14 protein-coding genes are annotated in these 18827 nt (G+C 69.9%); 3 read left to right on the top strand and 11 right to left on the bottom strand.

The features are described from left to right. Positions 1-127: 127 nt before the first annotated feature. The 4 genes from KBY19_RS15190 to KBY19_RS15175 form a co-directional block, all read right to left on the bottom strand. The gene (locus KBY19_RS15190) at positions 128-1165 is read right to left on the bottom strand and encodes a FadR/GntR family transcriptional regulator (protein ID WP_247691004.1); all 1038 of its coding nucleotides are present in this window, start codon (positions 1163-1165) and stop codon (positions 128-130) included. A gap of 275 nt (positions 1166-1440) precedes the next feature. Continuing rightward, positions 1441-4089 (bottom strand): ATP-binding cassette domain-containing protein, encoded by a 2649-nt coding sequence (locus KBY19_RS15185; RefSeq protein ID WP_210965959.1) that lies wholly within the window; start codon positions 4087-4089, stop codon positions 1441-1443. A 122-nt stretch (positions 4090-4211) separates the two neighbouring features. Then, positions 4212-4967, bottom strand: a complete 756-nt coding sequence (locus KBY19_RS15180; protein ID WP_099884807.1) for an NUDIX domain-containing protein — start codon at positions 4965-4967, stop codon at positions 4212-4214. 96 nt (positions 4968-5063) lie between these two features. Then, positions 5064-6299, bottom strand: coding sequence for a DUF4192 domain-containing protein (locus KBY19_RS15175; protein WP_210965958.1), 1236 nt, complete (start codon positions 6297-6299; stop codon positions 5064-5066). A 139-nt stretch (positions 6300-6438) separates the two neighbouring features. On the opposite strand from KBY19_RS15175, the gene KBY19_RS15170 reads away from it, so the two are divergent. Next, on the top strand, positions 6439-8625 hold the full coding sequence (locus KBY19_RS15170; protein ID WP_099884805.1) for a DEAD/DEAH box helicase: 2187 nt from the start codon (positions 6439-6441) through the stop codon (positions 8623-8625). Between the two features lie 117 nt (positions 8626-8742). On the opposite strand, the gene KBY19_RS15165 is transcribed toward KBY19_RS15170, so the two are convergent. The 5 genes from KBY19_RS15165 to KBY19_RS15145 all read right to left on the bottom strand — a co-directional run bounded on the left by KBY19_RS15165 (position 8743) and on the right by KBY19_RS15145 (position 12692). Then, complete coding sequence (locus KBY19_RS15165; RefSeq protein ID WP_210965957.1) at positions 8743-9360, bottom strand: hypothetical protein; 618 nt, start codon at positions 9358-9360, stop codon at positions 8743-8745. Between the two features lie 125 nt (positions 9361-9485). Beyond that, positions 9486-10163, bottom strand: coding sequence for a ribonuclease HII (locus KBY19_RS15160; RefSeq protein WP_099884803.1), 678 nt, complete (start codon positions 10161-10163; stop codon positions 9486-9488). A 174-nt stretch (positions 10164-10337) separates the two neighbouring features. Continuing rightward, positions 10338-11381 (bottom strand): ADP-ribosylglycohydrolase family protein, encoded by a 1044-nt coding sequence (locus KBY19_RS15155; protein ID WP_210965956.1) that lies wholly within the window; start codon positions 11379-11381, stop codon positions 10338-10340. 12 nt (positions 11382-11393) lie between these two features. Continuing rightward, the gene (locus KBY19_RS15150; RefSeq protein WP_099884801.1) at positions 11394-12068 is read right to left on the bottom strand and encodes a histidine phosphatase family protein; all 675 of its coding nucleotides are present in this window, start codon (positions 12066-12068) and stop codon (positions 11394-11396) included. A gap of 15 nt (positions 12069-12083) precedes the next feature. Further along, entirely contained in the window at positions 12084-12692 is a 609-nt protein-coding gene (locus tag KBY19_RS15145) for a YdbC family protein (protein ID WP_099884800.1), read from the bottom strand. A 333-nt stretch (positions 12693-13025) separates the two neighbouring features. Between KBY19_RS15145 and KBY19_RS15140 the strand changes: the two genes are divergently transcribed. Continuing rightward, entirely contained in the window at positions 13026-13445 is a 420-nt protein-coding gene (locus KBY19_RS15140; RefSeq protein WP_099884799.1) for a nuclear transport factor 2 family protein, read from the top strand. A 105-nt stretch (positions 13446-13550) separates the two neighbouring features. Here KBY19_RS15140 and KBY19_RS15135 read toward each other — a convergent pair whose 3' ends face one another. Next, a complete protein-coding gene (locus KBY19_RS15135) occupies positions 13551-16448 on the bottom strand; it encodes a vitamin B12-dependent ribonucleotide reductase (RefSeq protein ID WP_099884798.1) in 2898 nt (965 codons plus the stop codon). A gap of 161 nt (positions 16449-16609) precedes the next feature. After that, entirely contained in the window at positions 16610-17287 is a 678-nt protein-coding gene (nrdR, locus tag KBY19_RS15130; RefSeq protein ID WP_099884797.1) for a transcriptional regulator NrdR, read from the bottom strand. 723 nt (positions 17288-18010) lie between these two features. Between nrdR and lexA the strand changes: the two genes are divergently transcribed. Then, positions 18011-18820: a transcriptional repressor LexA gene (lexA, locus tag KBY19_RS15125; RefSeq protein WP_099884795.1), complete on the top strand. Its 810-nt coding sequence runs from the start codon at positions 18011-18013 to the stop codon at positions 18818-18820. The last annotated feature ends 7 nt before the right edge of the window (positions 18821-18827 follow it).

Below are 18827 nucleotides of genomic sequence, written 5' to 3'. Positions count from 1 at the left end.
CGGCCGGCCGGGCCCGGGCCGGCCGCACAACGGCGGCCCGGGACCACGCGACGGCGCGATCCGCCCGGCGGGCACCACCAAGGGAGTCGCCGAAAGCCGGCCGAACCGCCCTGGGCGCCCGCGCGGGTCAGTGCTCGCGGGGGGCGGGCACCACATGGTCCGCCCCGCCTGCGGAACCGGCACCACCCGGCTGACCCGGCTGCCCCGCGCCCGCGGGCACCCCGTGCGGCCCCGGCTGTGCGGCCTGCGCGGGCTGCGCCGCCTGCGCGGACTGACCGGACGTGGCCGGAGCCGGCGCACCCTGTACGGGCTGCGCGGCGGCCACCGACTCGGCGTTCCCACCCAGCAGCTGGCGCATGGCGGCCTCGGCGACGGCCGCCTCGCCCGCGACGAGCGCGTCCACCACCCGGCGGTGGTTGGCGACGCCGCCCTCCGTGGGGTGCTCGGAGCAGGCAGTCGGCCCACCCGAGACCTGGAGCGCGGAGGAGACGATGCCGGAGAGGTGCTCCAGCATCCGGTTCCCCGCCGCCTGCAGGATCAGCCCGTGGAACTCGGCGTCGGCCCGCGAGAACGTGAGCGTGTCGCCCTGAGCAAGGGCGTGGCCCATGATCTCCACCATGTCGCCGAGGCGCTGGTGCACGTCGTCGTGGCTCTGCCCGGCGGCGAGGCGGGCGGCGAGGGGCTCGATGGCCCAGCGCAGCTCGCACAGCTCGCGCCGCTGCCCTTCCCGCTGGGGGCCGAAGGCCCGCCATTCGATGATGTCGGGGTCGAGCAGGTTCCAGTCGCTGACGGGCCTGACCCGGGTGCCGACGTTGGGGCGGGCGCTCACGAGGCCCTTGGCCTCGAGGACGCGCAGGGACTCACGTACGACCGTACGCGAGACCTCGAAGCGCTGGCCGATCTCTTCGGGGACGAGCGGGCGGTCGGCGCCCAGGTCGCCCGAGACGATCATCTGGCCGAGCTGCTGGACGAGTTGGCCGTGCAGGCCCCTGCCTCGGCTACCGGACGCACGTCGGCCCACTCGATTCATCTCAGCCTCGGAACCCTCCCACGCCGAGGCGTTGGTTGTGGTGCGCGCCGTTCCCGTTGACTCGGCGTATGCGTAGCGGTCCAGCTCGCCCGGGCCTACGAGGCCGGTGTCGACGGGGCGAGCCGCGTTCATCATGGAGTGCGCAAGGGTAGTCACGACCACTTGTGTCGGCCGAGGTCAGGGCGGTCTTGAGGGCTTTGGTGAAAAGCACACGAAAGGGTGATCGATGACTTCCTTACAATTGACGCCTTATCGGAAAGAACGGACCACATCATTGGTGGTCAGAGCCATCTGCCGCCCTTGAGTGCCGTTTTGGCCCCGACGGCAGGTGAACATCTGGCGGATTTGCGGCGGTTCCGACGCTCGACAGCCCAAGCCTGCCCGCCTGTACGGCCGTCCACAACCGGCGGTCACCGCTGTCTCGGTCGACTCCGCAGGGACGTGAGGGCGTACGCACAGAACAGGACGGTGACCGACAACGCGAGGGCCCGGCCCACCGGTTGCGACACGATTCCCATCGCCACGGCCCCCGACTGCTCCGCCGCCGAGGGCCAGGGAAACAGCAGCACCGAGCGCAACCGCTCCGGCAACCCCTCGAACGACTGGCCACCGGAGCCGACCGCTGCCCTGCGCACGAGAGGCGCCACCAGCATGGGCACAGCCACAACAGCGGCCACACCCAGCGCGGTCGACCGGAACACGCCCGCGGCCAGCAACCCCGCCCAAGCACATCCGACGCAGAGGGCGAGCAACGCCATCACCTGCACTCCCAGTGACGGCACCATGGTCCCGGGTTCCAGCCCGCCGGGGACGGAGTAGCTGGTCAGAGCGGCGAGGTCGAACGTGTGGTCGGGGAAGGAGTCGGCCAGAGCGTCCGCGCCGTAGCACAGGGTCAACGCCGCCGCGTTGCACAGCGCGGTCGCCAGGCACAGGACCACAGCAGTGACCGCCGTCACCCCGAGCTTGGCCACCAGCATCCCGAGTCTGCGGGGCACGGGCACCCGCGCGGGCACCAGCGCCGGATACCGGAACTCCTGCCCGAACGCCATGGCCCCCAGCAGCCCCGCCACAACGGCCGCGGGCGGCACGAGAAACGGCGATCCGGGCGGCCATCCGATGAGCAGCTTGAGACCGGGAACGCTCCCCGTCGCAGCATTCTCCCAGGCGGCACCGTCCGTCCCGGCCACCGTGAGGGAGATCCCCAGCGCCGAGACCAGAGCCAAGGCGAGCAGCACCCACGGCGTCCGCACTCCGAACAGCCGCATCACTTCGTACCGCAGCGGCGCCACCGGTCCTGGCCGACGTACCACCGGGGACTCCGGAGGCAACGCCCCCGCCGCGCTCTTCGACCTTCCGCCGGCCGTCCCCGACCGGCCGGAGGGCGGGGACGAGGTGGAGGGGCCGGAGACAGCGGAGGAGGCGGGGGAAGCACTGCGACCGGAGGGAGCAGAGGAAGAGGAGGCCGAGAGGTTGGAGGAGGCCGAGGAGGCAGGGCGGGAAGCGGCCCCGGTATGGGCTCTTGGAGCCGCCTCAGCAGCCCGAGTCGGATCCCGGTCCGGGCTCGGTCCCGGTTCCGAAGCCGGGGCGGTCTCGCCGGAGGCGACCCCGCCGGGCGTGAGACTCGGCGATCGCTGCGACCGGCGCACAGGGTCACCAGGTGCGTCCGTCGCCCTGTTCCCCGGGTCTTCGTGCCCCGCCGGCACGAGCGCGCCTTCCGGGAACGTGCCGCCCTGGGGCGTCGACTCCTGCTCCTCCCCGGGCCGCCTCGCCATGGCTGGGCGCTCTTCCGCTCCGCCCTGTTCTGTCTCGGAGCCCCGCTCACCACCCACATCGGAGGCAGCACCGACGCCGGCGCCGGATCCGGCCTGCGACTCCGACTCTGCTGCGTCTGCGCCTTGACCGCCTCGTGCCTGCGTCGGGCCGCCCGGCTTGTAGCTACCCGGCGCGGGTACGGAGGCATGTCCGGAAGCGACGTCCCCCTCTCCCCCTCGTGTCGCAGCTTCCCCGCGTACCGCCTGGCCCACATCGTCCACATAACAGACCCCCATGCCTTCCCCTTTCGCTTGCTCCCCCGTGCTCCCGGTAGCCGCAGCAGCCGCCGAGCCCCCCGCCTCCCGACGGGCGGCTCGTCCGTCCGCCCGGTTCAGCGGGCCGGGCCGACAGCTGTCCCCTGCGTCCCCGATCTCGTCCGTCAGCTTGTGAACGAGGATCCCGTGCCGGTAGGCGGACTCCCCCACGGCGGCACAACTGGTCCCGTAGACCGAGACCCGGCTACCTCCCTCGCACACCACCTCGACCGCTCCCCGTCCGGCGCTCGCCCGCTCCGCGCTTCGCGCCTCCTGTGAGAGCACAGCCGCGAACCGCTCCGCGTGCGGCGTTCTGACCGCGACCCGGGGGCGGAGTCGGGTCCGCGAGAAGTCGGCCGCCGTTTGATCGGCCAGGAGCCGACCGCGATCGATCGTGACGACCCGGTCCGCGATCCGGGCTGCCTCTCTCGGATCCCGCGAGGCGACGAGCACCAGTCCGCCCTGGTCCGCGAATCCGCGCAGCAGTCCATGCAGCCACGTGGCTTCGCGCGGGGAGAGTCCCCGGGTCGGCTCGTCCAGCACCAGCGTGTGCGGATCGCCCAACAGCGCCGTCGCCATCCCGAGCCTGCGGTCCATCCCGAGCGAGAAGTCTCCGAGCCGCTGGTCCGCCAGCCCGCTGAGCCCGACCACCTCCAAGACCTCGTCCGCCCGCTCGACCGGCACTCCCGCCACCGCGGTCAGCATGTGCAACTGGCCCCGAGCCGTGCGGGCCGGATGACCGGGGACATCGCCGAGGAAGGCACCGATCTCCCGGGCGGGGTGCGGGATCCGCTGCACCGGGCGGCCACGGAAGAGCGCCACACCTCGTCCTGGCACGAGTTGCAGCATCAGCCGCAACGCCTCGCTCTTACCCGAACCAGCCGACCCCATCAGCACAGTGACCTTGCCGGGGCGCGCCTCGAAAGTGAGGTCGTCGACACGCGGCAGGCGCTTGCGCCGGACCGTGCTGGTGAGTCCGATGGCCTGAATCATCGCTTCTCCCGCAGAACGCGTGGCGGACGCACCTCTGCAAGATAACGCGACATTTCCGACTTTCCGGGTAGCCGCTCGACCCTCGGCCCTGCGGAAACACGGCCGCGACTGCCCTTCCGGCCTCAGACCTCCGGTCGCAGCATGGGCGGGTTGAGCAACGTGGCTCCTCCGGCACGGAACAGCTGGGCCGGCCGACCGCCCTGCCGGGTCGTCGTGCCCCCGGTCGGCACCAGGAACCCCGGCGTCCCCGTCACCTTGCGGTGGAAGTTCCGCGGATCGAGAGCCACACCCCACACTGCTTCATAGACCCGCCGCAGCTCTCCCACTGTGAACTCCGGCGGACAGAAGGCGGTGGCGAGCGAGGAGTACTCGATCTTGGATCGCGCCCGTTCCACCCCGTCCCGCAGGATCTGGTCATGGTCGAAAGCGAGCGGCACTTGTTGCTCGACCTCCCACCCGGAACCGTCCTCCGCGCCGAGAAGCGTGTCCGTCGACGCCCACCGGGCACTGCGAGCGTCTCCGCCGGCGGTGGGCGCGGGCAGGTCCGGCGCGAGGACGAGATAGGCGACGCTGACCACCCGCATTCTGGGATCCCTCTGGGGTGCACCGTAGGTGGCGAGCTGCTCCAGGTGCGCACCCGCGTCCTGGTCTTCGAGGGCCTGTGAGCGCAGCCCGGTCTCCTCGGTGAGCTCGCGCGCCGCCGCCTCCTCCAAGTCCTCGTCGCCCCGCACGAAACCACCAGGCAGCGCCCACCGGCCCTGATACGGAGGCTCCCCGCGGCGCACGACCAGGGCATACAGCGCGTCCTTGCGCACGGTGAGCACCACGAGGTCGACGGTGACGGCAAAGGGCGGGAAGGCCGACGGGTCATAGGGCATGGCGTGATCATAGTCGTCTCCTTGACGATAAACAGTCCGTTCCGTGGTAGCGCCCGCGCCTCTTCCGTCCCCGGCGGAAGCGAGCAAGGCGGTCGGTCAGCAGGCGGCGTCGCCCGTCGTCCCCTCCGGCTGATCTCCCCGGTCTCCCCCGCCTGCTGCCCGGTCCGGCTCCTGTTCGCTCCGGAGGCAGTGGCGCACCAGCTTGGGATCGAGTCCTTCGTTGCAGGCCTGGTGCAACAGCTGGGCGAACAGATAGTCGGGGTCGGTCCGCAGCGCGAGTCCCAGTGCGACCCGGGCGGTGGGCACATCCCCTCCCGACCAGGCGACCCAGCCGGCCAAGGTGAGCGGCGCCGCCGCGAATCGGAGGTAGGGCCCCGCGCAGCGCCGGGCCAGCGCCCGCCAGAGCCGGAGAGCCGGTGCCACGTCCGCCCCCTCCATCCACTCGGCCGCCTGATCACGGGTCTCCCGGTCCTGGAGGCCGAGGATCGCCGTGGCACATTCGTCATGGCTGAGCAGGCCGTCGTCGTGCGCGTCCTGGCTCATCGTCGTTCCCGCCGTCGGTGAGCACCGTTGGAAGCGTTCCATCAGCCGCCCGAGGAGGGCCAAGGTCTCGGCCCGCACCTGCGGCCGCCCCTCGTCGGGCACCATCCGGGGGGTGAGTTCGGCGCTGAGGCCGTCCAGGGCCCGGATCTGTTCCTCGGCGAACGGCGGCCCGAGCGGGCTCAGTCGCCTCTCCATCTCGCGCAGTGAGCCGTGCATCGGCACCCCCGCGTATGCGGCGGCGACGGCCATGGCCGACGTGCCGGAGTCCGCCAGGGGGACGCCCTCGGGCGGACAGCAACGCGGATCGGGACAGCAGTAGGAGAAATACCTGCCGCCCGAGAGGCACAGCGCCTCGTAGACGGGAATCTCGAGCTCCCCGCAGGCGCGCCGCAGCTGTTGCACAAGAGGACTCAGCCGCTCCATGACATCCCGCCCCGTGTGGCCTTCGTCGGGCTCCTGACACAGGAAGATCAAGGCGCCGTCGGGCCGGGCACCGCGCGCTCGCGAGCTGGATTCCAAGCAGTCGGCGATCTGGGGCGCGAAGGCTGCCCAGCCGCTCTCGGCGTCGGGAATGCCGATCCTGAGCCGGCCACCGAAGCGTCCCCGCTCGCCGTGGAGGGCGACGACGACGAGGGAGTCGTCCGGATAGAACCCGAGCAGGTAGGGCAGAGCCTCGGCGAGTTCGGCGGGATCCCGCAGCGAGACGCTTGCCTGCGGAGGCGGAGTCGGGTCCTGGGGGCAGGGCGGAGTCGGTTCGTTGCCGCGGGATTCGCGGTCGTGCTGTGTCATGCCCCGACGGTGACGCAAAGCGCGAATTCGAGGTCGTCGGTTATCCACAGTCGAGGCGACTCGTATTTTTGTCAGACTAATTCTGGGTTTTCCACAGGCCGGGTCTTCGGATGTCGGCGGCATCAGGTTGCATGGACGCATGAGTGACACACACCTGCGACAAGAAGCCGATGCGGTGCTCGCCGACCTCGTGGGCGACCCTCGGGGGCCGGCCCGGCTGCGTGAGGACCAGTGGCGGGCCATCGAGGCGCTGGTCGCAGAGCGGAGAAGGGCGCTGGTGGTCCAGCGCACCGGCTGGGGCAAGTCGGCGGTCTACTTCGTGGCGACCGCTCTCCTCCGCAAGCGCGGCTCGGGGCCGACGGTGATCGTCTCCCCGTTGCTGGCATTGATGCGTAACCAGGTGGAGGCCGCCGCACGGGCCGGTATCCACGCCCGCACGATCAATTCCGCCAACCCGGAGGACTGGCGGACCATCGAGGCCGAGGTCACCGCCGGGCAGGTCGATGTTCTGCTGGTCAGCCCGGAGCGCCTCAACAATCCCGATTTCCGTGATCATGTGCTGCCCAGCCTCACCGCGTCCACGGGGCTGCTTGTGGTGGACGAGGCGCACTGCATCTCCGACTGGGGTCATGACTTCCGCCCCGACTACCGCAGGCTGCGCACCATGCTCGCCGAGCTGCCACTCGGCGTCCCGGTGCTGGCGACAACCGCCACGGCCAACGCACGCGTCACGGCCGATGTCGCCGACCAGCTCGGTACCCCTGCGGACGGCACCGAGGACCAGGTCGGCTCGACCCCAGCTCTGGTGCTCCGCGGCTCCCTGGACAGGGAGAGCCTCAGCCTCAATGTCCTGCGGCTGCCTGATGCCGCGCACCGTCTCGCCTGGTTGGGAGAACACCTCAAATCCCTGCCGGGCTCGGGGATCATCTACACCCTCACCGTCGCGGCCGCCGAAGAGGTGGCGGCCTTCCTCCGCCAGTGCGGACACGAGGTGGCCTCCTACACGGGCAGGACGGAGAACGCAGACCGCGAAGCCGCCGAGGCCGACCTCCTCGCCAATCGTGTGAAGGCCCTGGTGGCGACCTCGGCCCTGGGCATGGGATTCGACAAGCCGGATCTCGGCTTCGTCGTCCACCTCGGCTCCCCCTCCTCGCCCATCGCCTACTACCAGCAGGTCGGCCGTGCGGGACGTGGAGTGGATCACGCCGAAGTACTGCTGCTGCCCGGCCAGGAGGACGAGGCGATCTGGCGGTACTTCGCCTCTTTGGCCTTCCCTCCCGAGGAGCAGGTGCGCCGCACCCTCGATGTGCTGGCGGCGGCGGGCGGCCCGATGTCACTGCCCGCCCTGGAGCCGCGGGTGGAGCTGCGCCGCTCCCGGCTGGAGATGATGCTGAAGGTTCTCGATGTGGACGGAGCGGTGCAGCGTGTCAAGGGCGGCTGGGTCGCCACGGGCCAGCCGTGGCGCTACGAGGCCGACCGCTACGAGTGGGTCGAGCGACAGCGCCAGGCCGAGCAGCGTGCCATGCGCGAGTATGCCGAGACGACCGAATGCCGGATGGAATATCTGCGGCGGGAGCTGGACGACGAGGCGGCGGCGCCCTGCGGCCGGTGCGACAACTGCGCCGGCAGACGGTTCAGCGCACAGGTCGACGAGTCCCTCGTCGTGGCGGCCCGCGGCGAGTTGCGCAGGCCCGGGGTACGCATCGAGCCGCGGAAGATGTGGCCGACCGGGATGCAGGCCGTGGGCCTGGACCTCAAGGGCCGCATCCCCGAGCAGCAGCAGGCCTCACCCGGGCGGGCCCTCGGCCGGCTGTCCGACATCGGCTGGGGCAACCGGCTCCGTCCGCTGCTGTCCGAGCAGGGCGGGGACGGACCGATCCCGGACGACGTACTGCACGGTGCGGTGACGGTTCTCTCGGACTGGGCCAAGGGACCGGACGGCTGGGCCTCGGGGGCTTCGGACACCTCCGGGCGACCGTCGGGGGTCGTGGCGGTCGAGTCCCGCACCCGTCCGCAGCTGGTGCGCTCCTTCGCGGAACGCATCGCCGACATCGGCCGCATCCCGCTGCTCGGAGTGGTGGCGTGCGCGGACGAGTTCGGAGTGATGAACGGAGCGCGCAGCAATGGTGCCCAGCGTCTGCGCGCCGTCCACGAGGCTCTGGAGCTGCCACCGGAGCTGGCGGGATCCCTCCCCGCACTGGAGGGCCCCATCCTGCTGGTGGACGACTACATCGACACGGGGTGGACCCTCGCCGTAGCCGCCCGGATGCTCCGCCAGGCCGGTGCGAAGGAGGTGTTGCCCTTGGTCCTCGCGACCCAGAACTGACCGGCCGGCCTCCGCGGCACCTCCACCGTGGGGGAGCCACCTGGCCCGCCAACTGCCTGAGGGGGTTCCGGGAGTTGCGGCTCAAGAACCCGTTCCGGCGGTGTGGCGGGAGTGGAGTCAGAGCAGGGCGCGCACGCGCTCCGGGTCCCCGCAGACGATGAGCTGCTCGGTGGCCTTCTCCAGGGCCGCGGGCAGTGCGGCCGCCGCCTCGGGGTCGGTGCCACCGTTGACGGCGAGCAGCACGATGGGCCGCTGGGTGGTGCGCGCCGCCGTGGCGGCGTGAGTGCAGAACACGTCCTCGGCTTCGGTGAGTTGGCGCCAGTAGGAGTCCTCACCGAAGGAGAGTTCGTGCTCCGCCCAGGGGTGTTGGCCACCGGTCGTCAGCAGCAGGATCTCGCCGGGCGCCCGACCTTCGTCGAGGAGCTTGTCGACGGTCTCGTCGGCGACCTCCACCGCGGTCGCGTCGGTCGCAGCGACCAGATGGATACGGGCCGTTGTGTCCGGGGAGGCAGGCTTGGCCGAGGCCGGCGGATTCCCCTGGCGGGGGCCACCGGGACGGCCGGGGGTGTTGGGGCCTTTGCTGTCGGTGCGCGGCGGTGCGGGACGCGGCGCCTGACGAGGGCCGGGAACAGGGGCTGCGGCGCGGGATGCCTGCGGGGTTCGGGATGCTCCCGCTGAAGCGCGGGTGCCCGGGACGCTCTCGTAAATCTGTGGCTCCTCGGGAGTGAGAGGCATGAGGTGTTGTCTATCAAATGATGGAAACGGACGTGTCAGCGGGTTCGGGTTACGCGGATATTCCCGCGATCGACTTCCCGTACTTGGCGACAGCGCCGTTGGACTGTGCCGGTTCATGTGCCGGTTCAGAAGAGGCCGATCTGTTCTGTGGGCTCGCTCCTGTAGCGCTTGAGATGCTTCCATCGGGTCAAGGCGTCCATATAGGCCCATGACAGCCGGTGGTGCGGGGTGGGGCCGATCTTTTCCAAGGCGGCCTTGTGCACCGGGGAGGGATACCCGGCGTTGTCCTCGAATCCGAACTCGGCGTGCTCGGGAGCGAGTTCGGCCATCAGGGCGTCACGCCGCACCTTGGCGATGACCGAGGCGGCGGCGACGGCGACGCACGACTGGTCGCCCTTGATGACGGTACGCACGCGCCACGGCGGCCCGAGGTAGTCGTGCTTGCCGTCGAGGATCACGGCGTCCGGTCGCTGGGGCAGGCCGTCGAGGGCGCGGCCTGCAGCGAGGCGGAGAGCGGCGGTCATGCCGTGTTCGTCGATCTCCTCCGGCGTGGAGTGACCGAGAGAGTAGGCGGTGACCCAACTGGTCAGTTCTTCGGCGAGCTCGCTACGGCGGGGCTCGGGGATGAGTTTGGAGTCGGTGAGACCGGCGGGGGGTCGGCGTAGGCCCGTGATGGCGGCGCAGACCGTCACGGGTCCCGCCCAGGCTCCACGGCCGACCTCATCCACTCCGGCGACGATCTTGGCACCGGTGGTGGCGCGGAGCGAACGCTCGACGCGATGGGTTGGAGACTCGTACGGCATGGCAATAACTAGCGTATCCGCTGGGGGAGCGGCGAGTTCAGGGGAGTCCGCCGAAGACGACCGATGGCGGCGAAAGAGTCGGGAGAAGAGCTCGGTGATCGCAGAAGGAGGTGAATTGGTGACGGAGAGTCCGCGGAATGGGAAGCGGGTGCACGACTTCCGGATCCTGGGAGCTCAGCCGACCGCATCGAGCAACCAGGTGGGAAATCCTTCGGTGCGTTCCCGCCATTCCTCGGGAGGAGCGGCTGCGGACCCGGCAGCCGCCACGATGCCGCCCACGATGGCGCAGGTGGTGTCCACGTCACCCCCGGCGCTCGCGGTGGTCCAGATCGCGGCACGGAAATCGCCCAGGTTGCGGGCCGCGGCCCAGAGCGTGAAGGGCACCGTGTCCTGGGTGCTGGTGCGCCGACCACAACCGAGGACGGCCGCGACCGTGCCCACGTCGGCGTAGTCGAGCAGGTCGACGGCGCGGCGCAGCCCGGCCTGTACGGCACTGCGCGGGACGAGTTCCTGGACACGGGCCAGCAGGCCCTCCGCAGTGAGCGGCCCGGCCGTTCCGCTCCCAACGGTTCCGCCCGGGCCTTCGGCCAGGTCCGAGCCGCCCGCTGAGTCGGAGCTGTCTGCTGGGTCGGAGCCGTCTGCCGGACCCCGGCTGTCGGCCGCGCCCAGACCACCGGCCGCGACGAGCGCTGTGGCCGCGGCGACCGCGCGGGTGCCGGCGACGGCCTCGGGATGCCGGTGGGTGACCTCGGCGGAGCGTTCGGCCTCGTCGGCGGCGCGCTCGGGGTTGTCGGCGAACCACGCGCCGAGCGGGGCGACCCGCATGGCGCCGCCGTTGCCCCAGGAGCCCTGACCGTCGAAGAGGCCGGCAGCCAACTCGCGCCAGTCGACGCCCTCCTGGCGGATGAGGCGGAGCATGCGGTTCACCGCGGGGCCGTAGCCGCGGTCGAAGTCGTGGTGCGCGGCGAAGGAAGCGGCCAGCGCGTCCTGGTCGATGTGGCCGTGCGCCGCGAGCACGGCCATCACGGAGGCGGCCATCTCGGTGTCGTCGGTCCACTGCCAGTGGCCGGGCGGCAGTTCCCGGCTGCGCAGACAGGGGAGGTTGGCGGGGACGAAGAACTGGGAGCCCAGGGCGTCGCCCACGGCCAGTCCGCGCAGGCTGGCCAGGGCGCGGGAGACCCGCTCATCGTGGGCGGGATCGGAGAAGGGAGCACTCATGTCCCGACGATGTTAGCGGCGGCTCCGGTCGGAGCGGTCCCCATAGGGGCGGGGAGCCTGCCAGCGTTCGAAAGGCCGGTCCAGGCGGTAGCGGCCCTCCGGCCCCAGCAGGAGGGCGCGGCTCTCCCCGTTGCGCGGGTTGGAGAGGCACTCGAACTCCTCCACTGTCCAGTGGAACCAGCGCATGCAGAACAGCCGCATGGTGAGACCGTGTGTGACCAGCAGAACGTTCGGCGGGTTGTCGGGCGCCTCGAAGCTGCGCCACAGGCTTTCGAGGAAGGCCCCGACCCGGTCGTAGACATCGGCCCCGGACTCGCCCTGGGCGAAGCGGTAGAAGAAGTGGCCGTATGCGTCGCGGTACTTCTTCTGCTGCCGCACGTCCTCACGGTCCTGCCAGTTGCCCCAGTCCTGTTCGCGCAGCCTGGGCTCCTCACGCACCCGCATCTGCTCCGGGCCGATGCCGAGCGCTGCGAGGGTTTCACGGGTGCGGCGGTAGGGCGACACATAGGCGGAGACGCGCTCCTCACCGAAGACCCCGCGGAGCCGCTTGCCTGCGTCCTCGGCCTGCCGCAAGCCGCGCTCGGTCAGTGGCAGCGCGTGATCAGGCACGCGTTCGTAGATGCTGTCGTCGGCGTTTCCCTCCGACTCTCCGTGACGGAGCAGGACGATACGACGAGGACGTGCCATGAGCTCCACCCTAGGTCAGACGGTCCAGGACGGCTCCAGGTCGATCACGTCTCCGGTGACGTGGGTGACGTCGGCCCCGGTCTGGGCACGCAGGGCCAGCCGCTCCACGCGCTCCACCCGGTACTTTCCGTATTCGGCGGTGGAGTCCCACATCGACAGGACCAGGAACTCGTCCTCGGTGTTCGCCTGGGCGAAGACTCCGCGGAGCATACCGGGGGAGCCTGCCATCGCCGGGTTCCACACCTTTTCCTGCATCAGCGTGTAGTGCTCGATCCGGTCGGGTCGCACCCGGCAGTGGGCCACCCGCAGCAGGTCCGCGTCGGTGAAGACGGGCCGGAAGCCGGTCTTCACGTCGAAGCGGTATTCGAAGAGCCGGACCTGCATCTCTTTGTAGGTACCGACCTGGGCGGCGTGCAGCCGGTCGTGCGAGCGCGCCATGAAGGAGTCGTAGAAGGCGCGGCTCTCCCAGAACCCGAAGAGGTGGACGACCCCTTCCCGGGAGCGGCTCCAGCCACCGCCCTGCCCCCGGAAACCGGGCTCGCCGAGCAGCCCTGCCCATTTCCGCTGCGCCCGTACGAACCCCGGGCGATCGACGACGGTGCAGCGCATCCACTTGACCAGCACCGCGCCATCGTACGGCCATCCCAGTGACCCCCCACCCCGCACGACGGCACCCCCGGGATTCGTACTGATGTGCCCACCGGGGCCCCGGGACCGACATGTGCCGGGGCTGCACCTGCACCGGGGCGGGAACCGACCCCGGCCGGTTCTCGCCCCGGTCGGCTGAGTGCCCCTCAGCAGGCCGGGGTCCGCCGGCCTCGGTCCCAGCTTCGGCGGGGTCCGTCGGCCTCGGTCCCAGCCTCGGCAGGGTCCGTCAGGAGGACAGCCCGTCAGCGGCACGGGCGGCCTGTTGAATGGCGCACCGGGTTCACGGCACCAGATGAGGGAGGAGCAGTCATGGGCGAGACCGAGAACACGCGACTGATGCGGCACATCTTCGCCGGGCTGGTCGAGGGGGACGGCCGGCCCTTCGTCGAGAGCCTCTCCCACGACTTCCGCTGGACGATCATCGGCACGACGAAATGGTCCGGGACCTACGAGGGGAAACAGACCGTCCTCAACGAACTCTTCCTTCCGCTGCTCGCCCAGTTTGCGGACGAGTACACGAACACACCGCACCGCCTCCTCGCCACCGGCGATTGCGTGGTCGTGGAGTGCAGCGGCCGCGCCACCACCACGGAGGGGAAGCCCTACAACAACACCTACTGCTGGGTTTGCCACATCGAGGAGGGAAAGCTGAAGGCGCTGACCGAGTACTGCGACACCGACCTGATAGCCAGAACGCTGGGGGACCCGGCCGATGTGACGCCCTCATGACCACGGCATCCGCGGCATGCACGGCATGCACGGCATGCGAGTGGGGAGTCGCTTTCCGCGACTCCCCACTCCGACCGGTCACCTACGCCTTAAGGGCGTTCATTTTCAGCTGCAACCACTGGTCGAACCGCAACCCTCGCACAGGTAGCAGCTGCCCGCCCGGCGCATCTTGGTGCCGCAGGAGAAGCACAGCGGGGCGTCGGCGTTGAGGCCGAGCTGCATCTCCATCAGCTCCGTGGAGTTGTGGGCCTCCCTCGGTGCGGGCGTCGCGGCCTCGGGCTCGGTGGCCGTGCGCTGCGCGTCCTTGGCATCCTTGGCCTCCTCCGCAGGGGCCGCCGACTGCTCGGCCTTGGGGGCCGACTGCGCCAGCGCGTCGGCGTCGAACTCCTCCTCCGTCGCCTCGTAGGAGCCCGTCTCCAGGTGGCGCTGGCGTTCGGCCGCCGAGTGGATGCCGAGGGCCGAACGGGTCTCGAAGGGGAGGAAGTCCAGCGCCAGGCGGCGGAAGATGTAGTCGACGATCGACTGCGCCATCCGCACATCGGTGTCGTCGGTCATCCCGGCCGGTTCGAAGCGCATGTTGGTGAACTTCGAGACGTAGGTCTCCAGCGGCACGCCGTACTGGAGGCCGACGGAGACGGCGATGGAGAAGGCGTCCATCATGCCCGCCAGGGTGGAGCCCTGCTTGGACATCTTGAGGAAGACCTCACCGAGGCCGTCGTCCGGGTAGGAGTTGGCCGTCATGTAGCCCTCGGCGCCGCCCACCGTGAAGGAGGTGGTGATGCCGGGGCGGCCCTTGGGCAGCCGGCGGCGGACCGGGCGGTACTCGACGATCTTCTCCGGCTCGGGTGCCTCGGCCTTCTTCTCCTCCTTGGCCTTCGCCGACAGCGGCTGACCGACCTTGCTGTTCTCGACGTAGACGGCCAGCGCCTTGGTGCCGAGCTTCCAACCCTGGAGGTAGATCTCCTCGACGTCCTCGACGGTGCTGCTCGCGGGCATGTTCACCGTCTTGGAGATGGCGCCGGACAGGAACGGCTGCGCCGCGGCCATCATCCGTACGTGGCCCATCGGGGAGATGGAGCGCTCACCCATGGCGCAGTCGAACACCTCGTAGTGCTCGGGCTTGAGGCTGGGCGCGTCCACGACGTTGCCGTGCTCGGCGATGTGCTCGACGATCGCCTCGACCTGCTCGGGCTGGTAGCCGAGGCGCTTGAGGGCCTTGGGGACCGTGTTGTTGACGATCTGCATCGAGCCGCCGCCGACGAGCTTCTTGAACTTGACCAGGGCCAGGTCCGGCTCGACTCCGGTGGTGTCGCAGTCCATCATCAGGCCGATGGTGCCGGTCGGCGCCAGCACCGAGGCCTGGGCGTTGCGGAAACCGTTCTTCTTGCCGAGCCGCTGCACGTCCTGCCAGGCCTCGGTGGCCGCGGCCCACACCGGGGTGTCGAGGTCGTCCATCCGGGTGGCCACGTCGTTGGAGTCGCTGTGCTGCTTCATGACCCGGCGGTGGGCCTCGGCGTTGCGGGCGTATCCCTCGTAGGGGCCGACAACGGCGGCGAGCTCAGCCGAACGCTTGTAGGAGGTACCGGTCATCAGGGAGGTGATCGCACCGGCGAGGGCGCGTCCGCCGTCGCTGTCGTAGGCGTGGCCGGTGGCCATCAGCAGGGCGCCGAGGTTGGCGTAGCCGATACCCAGCTGGCGGAAGGCCCGGGTGGTCTCGCCGATCTTCTCGGTCGGGAAGTCGGCGAAGCAGATGGAGATGTCCATCGCCGTGATGACCAGCTCGGTGACCTTCGCGAAGCGCTCCGCGTCGAAGGACTGGTTGCCCTTGTCGTCGTCGCGCAGGAACTTCATGAGGTTGAGCGAGGCCAGGTTGCACGAGGAGTTGTCCAGGTGCATGTACTCACTGCAGGGGTTGGAGGCGGTGATGCGGCCCGTCTCCGGCGAAGTGTGCCAGTGGTTGATGGTGTCGTCGTACTGGATACCGGGGTCGGCACAGACGTGGGCGGCCTCGGCCATCTTGCGGAAGAGCTTCTTCGCGTCCACCTCCTCGACGACCTCGCCGGTCATCCGGGCGCGCAGCGCGAACTTCGAGCCGGACTCCACGGCCTTCATGAACTCGTCGTTCACGCGGACCGAGTTGTTGGCGTTCTGGTACTGGACCGAGGCGATGTCCTCGCCGCCCAGGTCCATGTCGAAGCCCGCGTCGCGCAGGGCGCGGATCTTCTCCTCCTCCTTGACCTTGGTGTCGATGAACGCCTCGACGTCCGGGTGGTCGACGTCCAGGACGACCATCTTGGCGGCACGGCGGGTCGCGCCGCCCGACTTGATCGTGCCGGCGGAGGCGTCGGCACCGCGCATGAAGGAGACGGGACCGGAGGCGTTGCCGCCCGAGGAGAGGAGCTCCTTGGAGGAGCGGATGCGGGAGAGGTTCAAGCCGGCGCCGGAGCCGCCCTTGAAGATCATGCCCTCTTCCTTGTACCAGTCGAGGATCGACTCCATGGAGTCGTCGACGGACAGGATGAAGCAGGCGCTCACCTGCTGGGGCTGCTTGGTTCCGACGTTGAACCACACCGGGGAGTTGAAGGCGAAGATCTGGTGCAGCACGGCGTAGGCGAGCTCGTGCTCGAAGATCTCGGCGTCCTCGGGGGAGGCGAAGTACCCGTGCTTCTCTCCGGACGCCCGGTAGGTCTTCACGACGCGGTCGATCAGTTGCTTGAGGCTGTTCTCCCGCTGCGGGGTCCCCACGGCACCGCGGAAATACTTGCTCGTGACGATGTTGACCGCGTTCACCGACCAGAAGTCGGGGAATTCGACGCCACGCTGCTCGAAGTTGATCGAGCCGTCGCGCCAGTTGGTCATGACGACGTCGCGGCGCTCCCAGGTCACCTCGTCGTACGGGTGCACTCCGGGGGTCGTGTGAATGCGCTCGATGCGCAGTCCGTTGTTCGCCTTGCTGCCCTTTGCGCGGGAGCCGCGTGCCGGGCCGCTCGTCGTCTCTGTCATTCCGCCTCCCTGTGTGGGGCATAACGCCCCAACATGCCCCGGTTCTTCCCCGAGAACTGTGCCTGTCTGATGACCCCGACACGGTGCGTGCCTGGGCCAGGTCTCTGTGTGTGCCGGGGTCCCGCCCCGGCCTGGGCCCCGCCGAGCGGGACCGGCCGCCGCTAGTCGGCGGCAGCGGTCGCGGGGGCGCCGTCGGCCCCGTCGGCCGGTCCGCCCCGGGAGTTCTCGCCCCGGGCCCCACCGCCGGTGGGCGAGGGCACACCGGGCGGCGCCGACTGCGCTTCTCCCCCGGCCGCCCGGCCCTTCGCAGCCCGGCCGGTCTCCTCCGGGGCGCCGGTGTCCTCCCGCCCGGTGGCGGCCTCGTCCCCCTGCGCCTCGGGACCGGCGGCACGCGGATGCGCCTGGCGCAGTTCGGCTATGGCCGCTTCGAAGTCCTCCAGGGATTCGAACGCCTTGTAGACCGAGGCGAAGCGCAGATAGGCGACCAGGTCGAGATCCTGCAGCGGGCCGAGTATGGCGAGTCCGACATCGTGCGTGGACAACTCCGCGCTACCGGTGGCCCGGACGGCTTCCTCGACCCGCTGCCCGAGCTGGGCGAGGGCGTCCTCGGTGACCGGGCGGCCCTGGCAGGCCTTGCGGACGCCCGCGATCACCTTGTCCCTGCTGAAGGGCTCGGTGACGCCACTCCGCTTGATTACTGTGAGTGACGCGTTTTCGACGGTCGTGAAGCGACGGGAGCAGTGGGGGCACTGGCGCCGCCGCCTGATGGCCGCACCGTCGTCGGCCGTACGGCTGTCGACCACGCGACTGTCGGGGTGCCGGCAGAAGGGGCAGTGCATTGTTTTCCACCCTCCCAGGGCCCACGGGGCCCTCACCGTGCATGACAGATCACGCCGCGACACCCCCGTCACAGGGGCCCCTCGACGAGCCACCAGCATAGGCGAAGTCCGCTCGGCGTGAGCACCCGGGGACACAACTTCTGGTGGTGCGCGCTCATCAAACCACTAGATCTGGTAGCCGATGGTCAAGTCGACCGCGATCGCGTGTCGCCCCCCGGCGCGGCCCACGAGCCTACGCGAAGCGGGGCGGGGAAAGGGCGCCGGGGCACACCTGCCAGACTGTGCGGGACAGCGGCGGAGCACCGTGGACGGAGACGGCAACGGACCGACCCGGTGGCCGCGGGGCGGTGGTACCTCGAAACGGTGGCACGGCGGAACAAAAGTTCGACAACATAAGTGATTACGGACAGCGACAGGCGGCAACGGGAAACAGGACGCAGAAACACCCGCGGCGGCAACACGCGCCGCTGAGAGAAACAACCGGAAAACGGTGTACGCGGTACATGTGGTGCGTGGGACGCACATGACACACATGACCTACCCGGCGTCCACACATTCCGAAAGGACCGCCGGGTCCGACGAGGCAGGCGGCGCGACCTATACACCCATCGAGCTGTAGAAGTCAGGCAAACTCCGGATTTTCACTCGAACGTGTGTTTGGCGCAACCTTTCGAAACCAACTACCGTTGTCCAGCTAGGGAGAACTTCTCGAGAGGGGCCGACGTGACCACGACCGCAGACAGCGCCACCATCACCTCCCAGAACCGCGCAGCTCAGGCAGCAGCTCAGTCAATTGACGAAATTCAGCCCGCGAATGACGCCATGAACGCAGAGATTCAGGAAGGCCAACAAGCGAAGCGCTCGCTTCCCGGCCGACCTCCAGGCATCCGCGCCGACAGTTCGGGGCTCACCGATCGGCAGCGCCGGGTGATCGAGGTGATCCGCGACTCGGTTCAGCGGCGCGGCTACCCGCCGTCCATGCGGGAGATCGGCCAGGCCGTCGGGCTCTCCAGCACCTCCTCGGTGGCGCACCAGCTGATGGCCCTCGAACGGAAGGGCTTCCTCCGTCGCGACCCGCACCGTCCGCGTGCCTACGAAGTACGCGGCTCGGACGCTCCCAGCAGCGCCCAGGCCGCCGCCGACACCACGGGCAAGCCCTCGGCCTCCTATGTACCGCTGGTCGGCCGTATCGCCGCGGGCGGGCCCATCCTCGCCGAGGAGTCGGTCGAGGACGTCTTCCCGCTGCCGCGCCAACTGGTGGGTGACGGCGAGCTGTTCGTCCTCAAGGTCATCGGTGACTCGATGGTCGAGGCAGCGATCTGCGACGGCGACTGGGTCACCGTACGGCGCCAGCCCGTCGCGGAGAACGGCGACATCGTGGCGGCGATGCTGGACGGCGAGGCCACCGTGAAGCGGTTCAAGCGCGAGGACGGGCACGTATGGCTGCTGCCGCACAACTCCTCGTACCAGCCTATTCCCGGCGACGACGCGACGATCCTCGGCAAGGTCGTCGCCGTGCTGCGCAGGGTCTGACCCCCTC

This window comes from Streptomyces sp. B15, assembly GCF_018070605.1.
In the GTDB taxonomy this organism is placed as follows: domain Bacteria; phylum Actinomycetota; class Actinomycetes; order Streptomycetales; family Streptomycetaceae; genus Streptomyces; species Streptomyces smyrnaeus.
This window is presented reverse-complemented; position numbering and strand designations above follow the sequence as displayed.